12 protein-coding genes and 2 pseudogenes are annotated in these 12871 nt (G+C 65.0%); 5 read left to right on the forward strand and 9 right to left on the reverse strand.

The window, feature by feature from the left end:
• Window positions 1-217 precede the first annotated feature (217 nt).
• Entirely contained in the window at window positions 218-1609 is a 1392-nt protein-coding gene (locus OJJOAM_RS17085) for a Fic family protein (protein WP_422650501.1), read from the reverse strand.
• A 153-nt stretch (window positions 1610-1762) separates the two neighbouring features.
• Between OJJOAM_RS17085 and OJJOAM_RS17090 the strand changes: the two are divergent.
• Window positions 1763-2423 (forward strand): annotated as a pseudogene (locus OJJOAM_RS17090) (uracil-DNA glycosylase family protein).
• Here the strand turns inward: OJJOAM_RS17090 and OJJOAM_RS17095 are convergent.
• On the reverse strand, window positions 2420-2617 hold the full coding sequence (locus OJJOAM_RS17095) for a hypothetical protein (RefSeq protein ID WP_422650502.1): 198 nt from the start codon (window positions 2615-2617) through the stop codon (window positions 2420-2422). The pseudogene OJJOAM_RS17090 and the gene OJJOAM_RS17095 sit on opposite strands and share 4 nt — an antisense overlap.
• Before the next feature lie 181 nt (window positions 2618-2798).
• Between OJJOAM_RS17095 and OJJOAM_RS17100 the strand changes: the two genes are divergently transcribed.
• The gene (locus OJJOAM_RS17100) at window positions 2799-3311 is read left to right on the forward strand and encodes a YtxH domain-containing protein (RefSeq protein ID WP_422650503.1); all 513 of its coding nucleotides are present in this window, start codon (window positions 2799-2801) and stop codon (window positions 3309-3311) included.
• A 212-nt stretch (window positions 3312-3523) separates the two neighbouring features.
• Here the strand turns inward: OJJOAM_RS17100 and OJJOAM_RS17105 are convergent, their stop codons facing one another.
• The gene (locus OJJOAM_RS17105) at window positions 3524-4495 is read right to left on the reverse strand and encodes a Bug family tripartite tricarboxylate transporter substrate binding protein (protein WP_422650504.1); all 972 of its coding nucleotides are present in this window, start codon (window positions 4493-4495) and stop codon (window positions 3524-3526) included.
• Window positions 4496-4969: 474 nt separating this feature from the next.
• Between OJJOAM_RS17105 and OJJOAM_RS17110 the strand changes: the two genes are divergently transcribed.
• A complete protein-coding gene (locus tag OJJOAM_RS17110) occupies window positions 4970-6823 on the forward strand; it encodes a CocE/NonD family hydrolase (protein WP_422650505.1) in 1854 nt (617 codons plus the stop codon).
• Between the two features lie 145 nt (window positions 6824-6968).
• Window positions 6969-7913 carry a LysR substrate-binding domain-containing protein gene (locus OJJOAM_RS17115; protein WP_422650506.1) on the forward strand — a complete coding sequence of 315 codons (945 nt, stop codon included), beginning with the start codon at window positions 6969-6971 and terminating at the stop codon, window positions 7911-7913.
• Window positions 7914-7917: 4 nt separating this feature from the next.
• On the opposite strand, the gene OJJOAM_RS17120 is transcribed toward OJJOAM_RS17115, so the two are convergent.
• From OJJOAM_RS17120 to OJJOAM_RS17130, 3 genes are read right to left on the reverse strand one after another with little or no spacing between them, the layout of a single operon-like run.
• Window positions 7918-8844: an NADP-dependent oxidoreductase gene (locus OJJOAM_RS17120; RefSeq protein ID WP_422650507.1), complete on the reverse strand. Its 927-nt coding sequence runs from the start codon at window positions 8842-8844 to the stop codon at window positions 7918-7920.
• Entirely contained in the window at window positions 8844-9272 is a 429-nt protein-coding gene (locus OJJOAM_RS17125) for a nuclear transport factor 2 family protein (protein WP_422650508.1), read from the reverse strand. Before OJJOAM_RS17125 ends, OJJOAM_RS17120 begins: the two co-directional genes overlap by 1 nt.
• Before the next feature lie 31 nt (window positions 9273-9303).
• Window positions 9304-9732 (reverse strand): DoxX family protein, encoded by a 429-nt coding sequence (locus OJJOAM_RS17130; RefSeq protein ID WP_422650509.1) that lies wholly within the window; start codon window positions 9730-9732, stop codon window positions 9304-9306.
• A gap of 141 nt (window positions 9733-9873) precedes the next feature.
• Between OJJOAM_RS17130 and OJJOAM_RS17135 the strand changes: the two are divergent.
• Window positions 9874-10780 (forward strand): annotated as a pseudogene (locus OJJOAM_RS17135) (LysR family transcriptional regulator).
• Between the two features lie 101 nt (window positions 10781-10881).
• Here the strand turns inward: OJJOAM_RS17135 and OJJOAM_RS17140 are convergent.
• From OJJOAM_RS17140 to OJJOAM_RS17150, 3 genes are all read right to left on the reverse strand, one after another.
• Entirely contained in the window at window positions 10882-11463 is a 582-nt protein-coding gene (locus OJJOAM_RS17140; protein WP_422650510.1) for an alpha/beta hydrolase, read from the reverse strand.
• A gap of 241 nt (window positions 11464-11704) precedes the next feature.
• On the reverse strand, window positions 11705-12253 hold the full coding sequence (locus OJJOAM_RS17145; RefSeq protein ID WP_422650511.1) for a phosphotransferase-like protein: 549 nt from the start codon (window positions 12251-12253) through the stop codon (window positions 11705-11707).
• Between the two features lie 12 nt (window positions 12254-12265).
• A complete protein-coding gene (locus OJJOAM_RS17150; protein ID WP_422650512.1) occupies window positions 12266-12865 on the reverse strand; it encodes a hypothetical protein in 600 nt (199 codons plus the stop codon).
• Window positions 12866-12871 lie beyond the last annotated feature (6 nt).

Here is a 12871-nt window from a genome sequence, read left to right on the forward strand (position 1 = left end):
TTGCGACCGTCTTGCCGTGGCTTCATGCGGGCCTTTTGGTGGTTCGCTGATGACGGGGGCGGGGCAAGAAGCATGCCGTCGCTGGAAGCCTGTTACGTCGGGAATCATCGCGGCCACTCGATATCGCGGATTGTAAAAGCTGCAATATCGGGTTGCCGGAAACTGCCCGGAAAACTGCTCGCGAATTGCTCGGGAATTGCCTGAGCCGCGCGTTATTTCACTGCCAGACTTCGGCCCATTTCTCGAATTCGCTCGGCCGCAGGCGGAACCGCGCAATGCTGCCCAGATGCAAGGTCATCAATTGCGTTTCGACGACCTCGACAAAACGCGAGCGATCTTGCTCCGCCAACTGCTCGGCGCGGTTACGAATAAACGCCACGGCCTGGACCTTGTTCATCCGCATGCGCACCACCTGCGCGACGGTCTCGCCGATCTGGATTCGATATCGCATGCGGAACGGGTCCGGCTCTCCCACCGACTGCCGGACAGCGGAGTAGCGCGCGCACGATCGCTGGTAAGCCCATACGAACACGTCGCGCAGCAACTCGACTCGATTCAATTCATAGACGGCCAGCATGGCCCTGATATAGACCTGCTGCGGAACGTCGACGAAGGAGAGCGGACACAGGTTCTGCCGGATCAGCGGAATATTGGCGGCCAGCCGCGAGACCCGTTTATTGACGTCCTCGAACGGCTGCAAATAAGGCAGATGGACCATGGCGAAAAACGCCTGCTCGAACGGGTCCTCGATGGCAGCCGCCGTCAGCAGCACGCGGTCGAAGCATTCTGCTATCCGCTGCGGGCCGTCCAACGGCGTGAACGACGTTTGCCCGATGCCGACGGCAATGGTGCGCAGCCGCCCGCTCGCCGCCGGATCCGGCAACAGGTTCTCGGAAAGCAGCGCGTGCAGATTCTGGATCGTATAGCGGTTGAACTGGATTTCTTCGGCGCCCGCCAACAGGAACTCGATGGCCTCCTTGTGGTTCAGGATCATCTGCGCTTCGAGCGCGTCCTTGCCTTCCGCGGCTTCGCCGACGGACAGCAGATGCTCGGTCTCCAGCAACGAATACGTGTTGCCTTCCAGGCGACTGGAGTTCCACGACAGGTCGATCAGCAAGCGGCTCGCGATTTGCCGCGCGTAAGTGCCGGCAGGCTCATGGGCGTCGATCACGCTGCCCTGCGCCTTCAGCTCCGCGCGTACCGACTCGGGAAGGTAGAACGTTCGATTGGGACGGTAGGCGTCGAGAAACGCCGGGTTGTAGCCGACCGGATTGCGTTGCGACAGCGGCTGCAGTACATGGGCCTGGACCGATTCCGTCTCGGCCGTCAGGGGCACCCGAAGACAGCCCCGTCCGGTGGTCCTCACCTCCAGCTTGACGCTGCCCGCAGCGGTGATCAGCGTCGCGAGCCGATACCGCGTCGCACGGCCGGCCCGCTCGCGGCGCAGGTATCCTTGCGAGATCAGGTCGTTCAACCAACGCTGCAGGGTCCGCTTGGTCGCAACCTCGTGCAGGCTCGCATCGATCTGCTCAATGCCGACGCCTTCGGGGTGGCGCGCCACCACGTCCAGGACCACTTCGTATTGCCGGGTTGGGATGGGTCTTGGCATCGCTTAATGTCGGGATTGGGTAAATCGCGACATTAAAGGCAGGCTTAGTGTCGCGAAAACCGATTATCGCGACATTGATAGTGTCGCGCAACCAGGCTGGATGGCCCGAAGCCACCGCCTCTACGGCAACTACCGCCGCGCAGCTTCCTTGATATGAAGGCACAACGCATCACCAATCTGGACACACTGCTCTCCGAGGTCCGGGCCTGCAGGGCCTGCGAACCCAATTTGCCGCTCGGCGCCCGCCCCGTCCTGCAGGCCTCGCCGCAATCGCGCATCCTGATCGTCGGCCAGGCGCCGGGGACGAAGGTCCACCAGACCGGCATCCCGTGGAACGACGCCAGCGGCAAGCGGCTGCGCGAGTGGCTGGGCGTCGATGCCGAAACGTTCTACGACCCGACCCGGTTCGCCATCGTGCCGATGGGCCTCTGCTATCCCGGCCGCGCTGCCAGTGGCGACAAGCCGCCGCGGCCGGAGTGCGCGCCGATGTGGATGGACCGGATTCTGGCCGGGCTGAAGCACATCGAGCTGACGCTGCTAGTCGGCCTCCATGCACAGCGGTATTTTCTCGGCGCCGCGAACAAGCCGTCGCTGACCGAGACGGTGATGGCGTGGGCGGAATATGGGCCGGGATTTGTTCCGCTGCCGCATCCCCTCGCCGCGCAATGTGGCGTGGTTTCAGCGGAACCCGTGGTTCGGTGAAGAGGTGGTGCCGATGTTGAAGACGCGCGTGGCCGAGGTATTGGAGAACGACGGGGTCAATGAGGCGGACAAGGCGGCACCACGTCGAATCGCGGCGAAGTCCCGTTCCTAAAGCCTCTCTGCAAGTCCTTCTGCCAGCCACTTCTGCCAGCCCTTCTGCCAGCCTTCCGCCAGCCTTCCGCCAGCCTTCCGCCAGCCTTCTGCCAGTCCTTCTGCCAGTCCTTCTGCCAGTCCTTCTGCAGGCCCCTCTGCAGGCGTCTCTGCAGGCGTCTCTGCAACACTGATTTCCCCATCGGTAAATTTCACCTCCCCGCCGGGGCGCCGGATCGCTTTATCCGGGACCTCGCACGCCGCTTTCGTCCCACCACGCCGGCTCTCCTTCCACACCGTCGAACTGGCACACCTGATGCTCCCCGCTTCTAGCGGGTCCCGCCGCCGGGCGGGGCGTGAACCCATTGTTCGCAAGGAGGCGCAAATGAACGACGGAATGCACGAGGATCGGCGGGAAGGCAGGCAGCGCGAAACGCACGGCAACACGCCGGGCCTGTTGCCGTTTGCGGTCGCGGCGGCGGTTGGCGCGGCGATCATGTACCTGTTCGATCCGCAGTCTGGCCGCCGGCGCCGCGCGGAACTGCGCGACAAGGCCGAGGCAAGCCGCCACGACATGCAGGATCTCGCGGAGAAGCAGGCAAAACGGATCACCGACCGGATGCAGGGCATCGCGGCAAAGGTACGTAGCGCGACCGGCCTGGGCAAGCACGCGGCCGATGACAACACCATCGCCGAGCGCGTTCGCGCGGAGATGGGCCGTCTCGTGGGCCATCCCGGCGCGATCGACGTGGCCGTGGTCGGCGGGCGAGTCTGGTTGAGCGGACACATCCTGTCGGCGGAGCACGAGGCACTGATCGCTGCGGTGCGGGGCATCGCCGGCGTACAGGATGTCGACGATCGCCTGACCGTGCACGAGGAAGCCGGCAACGTGCCGGAGTTGCAGAGTTAGCGGTATCGCGCTGCCGCCCGACGGGCCGGTCTTCCCCCCGCCATGCGGGAGTTCGGCGGTGTGCAAAGTCAGGCCACCGGGCCCCCGCGTGCGGGGGGCGACAGCGACCTTATTCGACGCCGCCGGGCTGCGGGCTCAAATAACCCCTCGAATAGCCCCTCGAAATGCCCTTCGAATGGCCCTTGCATGGCCGCCCTTGAGCTGTCCGACCGTCACGAGTTCTGAATCCCCCGCCGCTTGATGAACTCGCCCCACACCTTGGCGTCGGTCACGGCGCGCTGCTTGATCGCCTCGGCCGACCCTGCCAGCGGCTCCAGATAGAGCGACGCCAGCTTGCTCTTGACCTGCGGATCGGACAGGAAGGCCTGCACGGACGCATTCAGCCGAGCCACCACCTTGGCATCCATATTGGCCGGCCCGAGCAAGGCGTACCAGCCAGGCATCACGGGCACGTCCAGACCCGCTTCCTTGACCGTCGGCACATTGGGCAACTCCTTGGCGCGCTTCTGCCCGACGATCGCCACCGGCACCACGTTGCCGCCCGTGATCTGCGGCAGCGCCGAACCCACCACGCTGACCATCGCATCGACTTCGCCGGCGATCACGCCGGTCAGCGCCGGACCCGAGCCCTTGTAGGCGGCATGCGTGAGCTTGATGCCGGCCTTGTCGGCCAGCATCTCCATCGCCAGATGCGTGGAATTGCCGACGCCGGCGCTGCCGAAGGTCAGTCCGCCCGGCTTGGCCTTCGCCTTCTCGATGAACTGGGCCATCGACGTGATGCCGCTGGCCTTGCTGGTCACCAGCACGAACGGCGTATCGACCACGGGAGCAATGAAGGTGAAGTCCTTCTGCGGATCGTAGGGCAGCGACTTGTACAGATGCTGGTTGAAGCTGACCTGCGACACACCGGTCAGCAGCAGCGTGTAGCCGTCGGCGGGCTGCTTGGCCACGAAGGACGTGCCGATGATGCCGTTGGCGCCGGCGCGATTGTCGACCACCACGGACTGTCCCAGCTCCTGGCTCAGCTTGTCGCCCAGCATCCGCGCGACCACGTCGCCGCCCGAGCCCGCCGACTGCGGCACGATCAGCCGGACAGGACGGTTGGGATAGGCATCCTGGGCCATCGCGGCGCCGGACAGCGTCATCAGGGCCGCCATCGCGGCGCCCATCAAGGAACGGTACATCTGCAGTTCTCCCCAATCATGTGAATTGAAATGGTCTCGACGGCTGCGTTTTGCTGGCTGCGACTCGTTGGCTCAGTTCGCTGGCTGCGTTTCGCCGGCTGCATTCGCACCGGCACGCCACGCGACCTCCATCGGCGCAATGCGCCGCCATCGATCCGGCTTGTAGAGCGATGGTAAGAATTCGCGCGAATGCCAACCAATACGGAATCTCGATGTCGCCATAGGTGGAGCCTATGGCGGATTGCCGGCTGCCCCGCCTAGCGGCATGGGGCATCGCCGCGGTGCATGTCCTGCGTTTTGAATCGGCATTCGGCCCTGCTTTGGCGCATCTCGATGCACCGGCGGCCGATTTTGCGCGCCGCGGCGCAGCATGCCATAGGCCAGCCCTATATCCATATCGGCATTTCGTCTTTCCGCGGCTCGGGGGGCGCTGCTTACCATTGCCGCAAGCCAACCGACCCCAACGCAAGATTCATGTCCGATATCGATCTCCGCAGCAATGCCTGGAAAACGCCGGCCAGCGCCTATCTCGAAACGCGTCCCTCTCGCTTTGCCGTTCCTGACGCGCCGCTGTCCTGTTATGTGACGATGCGCGACGGATGCCGGCTCGCGGTCGATGTCTTCGTGCCGCAGCCGCTGGAGGCCGAAGGGCCGGTCCGCGACAACGATGCACCGGCGCGCTATCCGACCATCGTCATCTTCACGCCCTATTTCCGCCGTTTCCGGCTGCGCGAGCCCGGTGCGGAACCGAGCCCGAATACCGCGAAATACCGCGACGCCTTCGTACCGAAGGGCTATGCGGTGGTGGTGGTCGACGTACGCGGCACCGGCGCCAGCTTCGGCACGCGCGACGCGCTGCGCTCGCCGACCGAGCGCGACGACTATTTCGAGATCGCGGACTGGATCGTGGCGCAGCCCTGGTCCAATGGCCGCATCGGCTCGACCGGCATCTCCTATCTGGGCGCGGCCGCCTGTTTCCTGGCCAGCACGGGCCATCCCGCGGTCAAGGCGATCGCCCCGCTGTTCGCGGTCTCCGACATCTACAGCGAGCAGCTATACCCGGGCGGCCTGCTGTCCAAGGTCTGGGTGCAGGCCTATGACGAACTGATGGTCGCGCTCGATCAGGACGATCGCGCGCTGCTGGCCCGCTATCCCTACTTCAACGATCCGCGCTTCGATGGACCGGAGCGGGTCGACACCGACACCGACGGCAGCCTGGTACAAGCGGCTATCGAACAGCACCGCAACAACTTCGCGCTGGCCGATCTGGCGCCGGAGTTCGCCTTCCGCGATGGCGCCACGCAGCACGATCCGGCGCTCGATTCGGGCAGCTGCAGCCCCTATCGCTATCTCGACGGCATTGCGCAGGATGTCGCGGTGTATTCGATTTCGGGCTGGTACGACGGCGGCGGCTATGCGAATGGCGCGATCACGCGCTTCCTGTCGCTGCCCGATCACGATAGCCGACTGCTGCTGGGCCCCTGGGACCACGGCGCTCGCACCAATATCTCGCCGTGGCGCAACCACGCCGCCTCCGACTTCCCGCTGCTGGCCGAGGTGCTGCGCTTCTTCGATCATCATCTGATGCAATTGCCGACCGGGCTCGAGCAGGAAGCCCGCGTCCACTACTACAGCGTGCACGACGAGCAATGGCATGCGGCCGCGATGTGGCCGCCGGTGCAGGACACGCAGCGGCTGTATCTGTCTGAGGATGCGGAAAGCCTGTCGCCGGCATGTCCCGCGGCGGAATCGGACCGCGACACGATGGCCGACTTCAACTGGTCCACCGGCCGCCAAACCCGCTATGAGCGGCTCGGCGCGGCCAATATCGAGGACTACTACCCGGACTGGAGCGAACGGCAGCTGGATCTGCTGTCCTTCGATGGCGCGGTGCTGACGGCGCCGCTGTCGATCGCCGGCCATGTCGTGCTGAACATTGGCCTCGCCAGCTCGCAGCCCGACGCCGCGCTGCATGTCTTCCTGTCCGAGGTCGAGGCGTCCGGGCAAGTGCGCTACATCACCGAAGGCATGCTGCGCGCGCTGCATCGCAAGACCGCGCCGTGCCCGCCGGAATACCGGACCACGTGGCCCTACCGCACGTTCGCGAAGGCCGACGCGGCGCGTCTGGTGCCGGGGCAGACCGAGCACCTGCACTTTGCGATGCTGCCCGTCGCCTGGACGTTGGCCGCCGGAAGCCGGCTGCGTCTGTCGATCGCCGGCGCGGACCGTGGGCACTTCCCGCAGGTGCCACATGGCCGTCCGCCGCGGCTGTCGATCCGGCTCGGCGGCGAGCTGGCTTCGTATCTCGATCTGCCGATTCGCCGCTAGTCCCGCGGCTGGTCCTGTGGCGGGCCCCGCTGCGGAACGCGCAGCGGGGCGCCGGCGGATGCTACATTGCCGGCGTGCCCCGCCACCGATCCGGCCGTATTCGCGACCGATTGGCGTGGGCCACCATGCCACCGCCTCGCCGAATATGGACCTGAAGCAGCTGCGCTATTTCGCGCGCATCGTCGAACTGGAGAGCATCACCGCCGCGGCCGATGCGCTCCATATCGCCCAGCCCTCGCTGAGCCAGCACGTCGCCAACCTCGAAGCCGAACTCGACGCCAGATTGCTGGTGCGCGGCCCCTCGGGCACCAGACCCACCGACACCGGCCTTATCCTCTACCGCCACGCCAAGATGGTGCTGCGGCAGATGGAAGAGGCCAAGGCCGCGGTACAGCACGGCCGCGACGTGCCGTGCGGCCACGTCAGCGTGGGATTGCCGACCAGCACCTCCCGCGTGCTGGCCCTGCCGCTGCTGCGGCATGTGACCGAGCACTTCCCCGATATCACGCTGGAGATCGTCGAAGGCTCCAGCGCCGATCTGGCCGAATCGTTGGCGCTGCAGAAGCTCGATCTCGCCGTGGCAATGGACGTGCAGCAGCGCCCCAACATGCAATCGACTCCGCTGCTCGACGAACAGCTGATGCTGGTCGGCCGGCCGATTCCAGGACGTCCGGGACATCCGGGACATCCCCACGCCATCACGCTGGCGCAGGCCGCGGCGTTGCCGCTGCTGTTGCCGAGCTTTCCCAATTCGGTCCGCGTGCTTTGCGATCGCGCGCTGGTCAGTGCCGGCCTGCAATGCCGCCTGGTCGCGGAGACCAGCGCGGTATCGGTGCTGCTGTCCGCGGTGCGCGAGGGACTGGGATGGACCATCCTGCCGTGGTCCGCGCTGGCCGGCGACGAAGACGATGCGCTTGCGGCGATGTCGATTACCGACGCGACGCTGGAGCGGCGCGTCAGCCTGTGCCTGTCGTCGTCGGCAAGCCTGAGCCTGGCGTGCCGCAGCGTCGAGGCCGCGCTGCAGACCATCGTGTCCGAGATGGTCGCGAGCGGGCAGTGGAAGGGGGTCAGGCTGGTCAGCCCGACATAGGTCACTAATCGGCCGTGCGGATCACGACCTTGCCGCGCACATGTTGCGTCATGCTTTTGCGCATCGCGTCGCCGGCGTCGGCAAGGGCGAATATCGAATCGATCCGGTTCGACAGCCGTCCGGCTTCGTACAGCGCGACAATGTCCGACAGCAACCGGCCATCGGAACGCGCGCTGAAGCGCATTCCCTCCCCACCGATCTCGCGCGCTCGCATGGCATCCGGCTGGCTGACAGTGGAAACCATGCGCCCGCCCCGCCGCAGCACCGACCACGACCGGTCCTGCGTGTCGCCACCCACCAGGTCCAGCACAAGGTCGGCATCCGATACCTGCTTGGTGAAGTCCCCGGCGTTGTAGTCGATCACGTCTTCCGCACCCAGGTGCAGCACATGGTCGCGGTTGCGCGCCGAGGCCGTACCGATGACCCGGGCGCCGGCGAGCGCAGCCATTTGCACGGCGGCGCTGCCCACGCCCCCGGCCGCCGCGTGAATCAGGACCTTATCCCCCTGCTGCACGCGTCCGTGCTCATGCAGCGCCTGCCAGGCGGTCAACGCCGCGGCCGGAATGCTGGCGGCCGTGTCGAAGTCGATGCTTGCCGGCTTGCGGGCGAGCTTGTCCGCCGCCACCACGGCGTGCGTGGCATAAGCACCCACGATCCCGATGAAGCCGCGTACCTCGTCACCGGCCCTGAGCGTGGTGACATTGCGCCCCACCTCCACCACGACACCGGCCGCGTCGACGCCGGGAGTGAACGGCAGCGGCAACGGTATGAAACGCTGCATCGCCCCGGTGACGATCTTCCAATCGATCGGATTGACGGCCGAAGCCTTGATCTCGATCAGCACTTCATCGTCGCCCGGGACAGGGATGTCCACGTCCCGCAGTTGCATGACGCCGGGATCGCCATAGGCGGCAACACGAATGGCTTTCATCAGATGCTCCTTGCAGCGACACCGACGATCGGTGCATCGAGCGCCAGTGCAGCGCGCACGGGGTCGAAGTACTCGCGCAGATGGACGATTGCGCCATCGCGAGCGGTGAGAAACACCACGTATTCCTGTTCGTAAGTCCGGCCGGTGGCGTCGATGCGTCCTTCGGCCCGGACACGCCCCACGGCCTGCTCGTGGCCCGCGGCCGAGAGGATCTCCAGATCGGCGAAGCGGAAACCGGATACGGCGCTTGCAAACCACGCGGCATGGCGGCTGACCGCTTCGCGGCCTTCCAGTTTCGCCGGGTGCCCCAGGCTCGGGGCGTACGGCAATTCCCAGACGATGTCTTCGGCAAGCAGCGCCTGCCACTGCACGGGGTTGTCGACCAGGGTCTCGATATGTTGCTGCAACAGTTGTGCGGCGTTCTTCATGATGTGCTCCGAATGGTGTGCGAACGGGTGGTCACTGCGCGGCGGCCATGCCGGCCTTGCTGCCGCGGCGGGCATCGAGGCTGTATGCACCCGCCCCGAACGCCACCACTTGCATCAGGCCACCGGCCATGGCCAGGTTCTTCAGAAAGTGGAACATCTGATTCTGGTCGGCCAGTGCATGGTGGAAGAGCACCGCCGTGACGACCGCGTAAAGCGCCAGCAGTCCAGCCACCGCCCTGGTGCGATAACCGGCGATCAGCATGACGCCGGCCAACAGCTCCAGACCGAGCGCACCGGCGTAACCCAACGCCGGCGCAGGCAGCCCGAGCGAGCCGATGTAGGCAATCGTCGCCCCCGGGGCCATCAGCTTTCCGAGACCGCTGATCAGGAAAATGGTGGCCACCCCGATGCGGCCAACAAGGGGAAGGAAGGTCTGCGAGTTGAATTGAGTCGAGTTCATGATGAATGGATTCCTGTGTGGTGTACCTGTGTTTTCGTGACATCGCGGTGAAGTCGCGATGGCATGACCCGAAGATTAGGGACTTGACACCCATTCAGGAAGACTATATTTCTGGATGCTATCCATCTACGGATTAGATATATGCTCGATGGCGTCTCGCTGGATCAGCTACGCACCTTCATCGCTGCCGCCGACGAAGGCAGCTTCTCCGCAGCGGGCCGCAAGCTGCGGCGCGCGCAGTCCGTGGTCAGCCACACGCTGGCGAATCTGGAAGGGCAGATCAATGTCCGTCTGTTCGACCGGTCAGGCCGCTATCCGCGCCTGACGGAACAGGGAGCGGCGCTGCTGGCACAGGCACGGGTCGTCGTCGGCGGCATGGACGGGTTCAAGTCCAAGGCAAGGGCCATGGCGGACGGGCTGGAACCCGAGCTGTCCGTCGTGGTGGACGTGATGTACCCGATGGAGTCGCTGACCTCGGCTGTAGGCGAGTTCCGCGAAGCGTTCCCGCATACCCCGCTGCGTCTGTATGTCGAGGCATTGGGCGCGGTCATGCGCCCGGTGCTCGAGCGCGTCTGCCGGCTTGGCATCAGCGGTTCCATGCCATCGGTACCGGAAACGCTGGAGGGAGAAAAGCTGCTCGACGTACCGATGGTGACCGTCGTCGCGCCCGATCATCCATTGGCATCGCGAAAACGCCTGATTCGCAGCAGCGAGTTGGCCGAGCATGTGCAACTGGTCCTGACCGATCGCACGACGCTCACCGATGGGGCGACGTTCGGGGTGTTTTCGCCGCTCACCTGGCGCCTGGCCGACCTGGGCGCCAAACACGCCTTCCTGCGCGCCGGCTTCGGCTGGGGGCACATGCCTGCGGCAATGGTGCAGGAGGATCTCGCGCAGGGCCGCCTGATTGCCCTACGGCTGCAGAGCTTTCAACCGCGCACGCCGCCGATTGCCATGTTCGCGGTCTACCGAAAGGACATGCCTCCCGGGCCCGCGGGGGAGATGGTTCCTCGATCGGCTCAAGGGCGACACAAAGACAAAGGCGTGATTGCGCAGCGCGGCGGCCGTCATGGTCAGCGCCGGATGGCGATACCGCTGGGAGCTGTCGCACGAAAGGCGCAGCGGGGGATGCGGTAGCGGCCTACCCGTTCAAGCCTCCGCGGAAGAGACCGGGCGCTCCAGATAGCTGGCGACCTGGCGCCTGAGCACCGGCAGCTTGCCGGTGAAGAAGTGGTCCGCGCCGGGCACCACCACGACCGGCAACTGCTGCGGGCGGGCCCAATCGAAGATGGCCGACAGCGCGACGCGCTCGTCGTTCTCCCCATGAATCACCAGGGCATTGGCCGCGACCGGCGGCGTATCGTAGCTGCGGTGATTCGCAACGGGGCCGGACGGCATGCCAGTCAGAATCAGATGATCGATCGCGACGCCGCGTTGCGTAAGCTGGACCGATGCCAGCGCCGCAACGAAGGCGCCGAACGAGAATCCCGCCAGCGCCAGCGGCAGACCCGGGTACTGCTCGCGCAGATGGTCGACCACCGCCAGCATGTCGTTCGTCTCGCCGACACCGGCATCGTGCTCGCCCTGCGTCGCACCGACGCCGCGGAAATTCGGCCGCACCGCGAGAAAGCCATGCGCGCTCAATTCACGGGCCAGTTGGTGCGGCACCTTGTGGTCGGCAGTGCCGCCCTGCATCGGATGAGGATGGCCGACCACGGCAATGCCCCGCACCGCGTCTTTCGGCGAGTCGATCAGCAGTTCGATATCGCCAGCCTCGCCGCGAATCAGCGTGCGGGTCGTCGTTCCGGGGGGTGATTGTCAGTGCCATGGCTTGTCTTAGATCGTTTGGACGCGGAGCCCGTGCTGGTCCGCTGTCCAATGATCGAATGGTAAGGCAATTGGTTGATGAGGGCCTTTGTTGGGATGCGGCCCGATGGGATTGATTGCGACGACGGTGGTCGCGTCCCGCACTCTACTGTTCGCCAGCCCTGGTTGCCTCTGCATGGCGCAATACGAAGTGGGCCGTTTCGTCCACCGTCATGGCGGAGGTATCGAGCCACAAGCCGATTCGCGGCGTGTGCTCCAGCCCTGCCGCCAGCGAAGCAGGGGTCCAATCACCGGCATAGGCGGTCTTGCGCCGTTCGGCATCGCGCCGCGCGACCACCTCCAACGCAGGGTTGAGCACCAGTACGCCGGGGGACCAGCGGGACAGCCTCGTGTGGACCTCGTTCAGATACTCGCCGAGTATCACGTCCTGATAGATCACGGTAAAGCCCGCATCGGCATAGGCTTCGCACGCGTCGCACGCCAGGCGGTAGCGCAGCGAGAGTTGTTGCAGGGCCTCGTGCGTCAGTTCGGGTGTGATCTCCGCTCTGCCGTTCACGATCATTTTGCGGAACGTGTCGCCACGCAGGTGGACGGACTTTGGCAATCGCTCCGCGATGGCCTGAGCCACCGACGATTTGCCGGCGGCCATCAGGCCGGTGATGATCAGGATGTTGGGGAAGGCGGAAACAGTCATCGGAAGACGGACTCAGGAACTAGCGCTGCACCGCGACGCCTCGTTCGGCTTGATTGGAATGTCCTTTCCGTCGGCGTCGATCTCGCGGACTTCGATCCAGCACCGTCTATATTGGGTCGACATGAAGACGTCATAGTCCTTCCCCGGCTCCGGCACGAAGGATACGGAAGGAGGATCGCACTTCCAGTTCTGCGAAGTCTCGGACATCGAAATGGTCATGGGCTTGGCGCCCTTTACAACATATTCGTTGATCGCAGATTTGAAAACGAGCCCTTCGAAGCGCATCCAGGGACGGGGGCTTTGCGGCATTCCAATCGTCGTACTGTGCGACGAGTATTTCCAGCTGTCAAAGAGACCTGTGCCGGTAACCGCCACGCGCTTGCTGTCCTCCTCATACCACGGTGAATAGCATGTCGAATCGGCGCGATATGACGCAGAGGTCCCCGCCTCTACGTAAAACCGGACCCGTGCTGAATCGGCCGGGTTGTAGTCGACGGTCACTTCGGACAGGTATCGCTTCGGCTGCGGTATCAGGGAACATGCGGACAGGACAAGCGCTCCGCCTATCGTCAGGACAAGCGTGCCGATCCACTCGATGCGTTGAATTTTCATGATGAA

Origin of the sequence: Cupriavidus sp. H18C1 (assembly GCF_049311595.1) — a bacterium.
Lineage (GTDB): Bacteria > Pseudomonadota > Gammaproteobacteria > Burkholderiales > Burkholderiaceae > Cupriavidus > Cupriavidus cauae.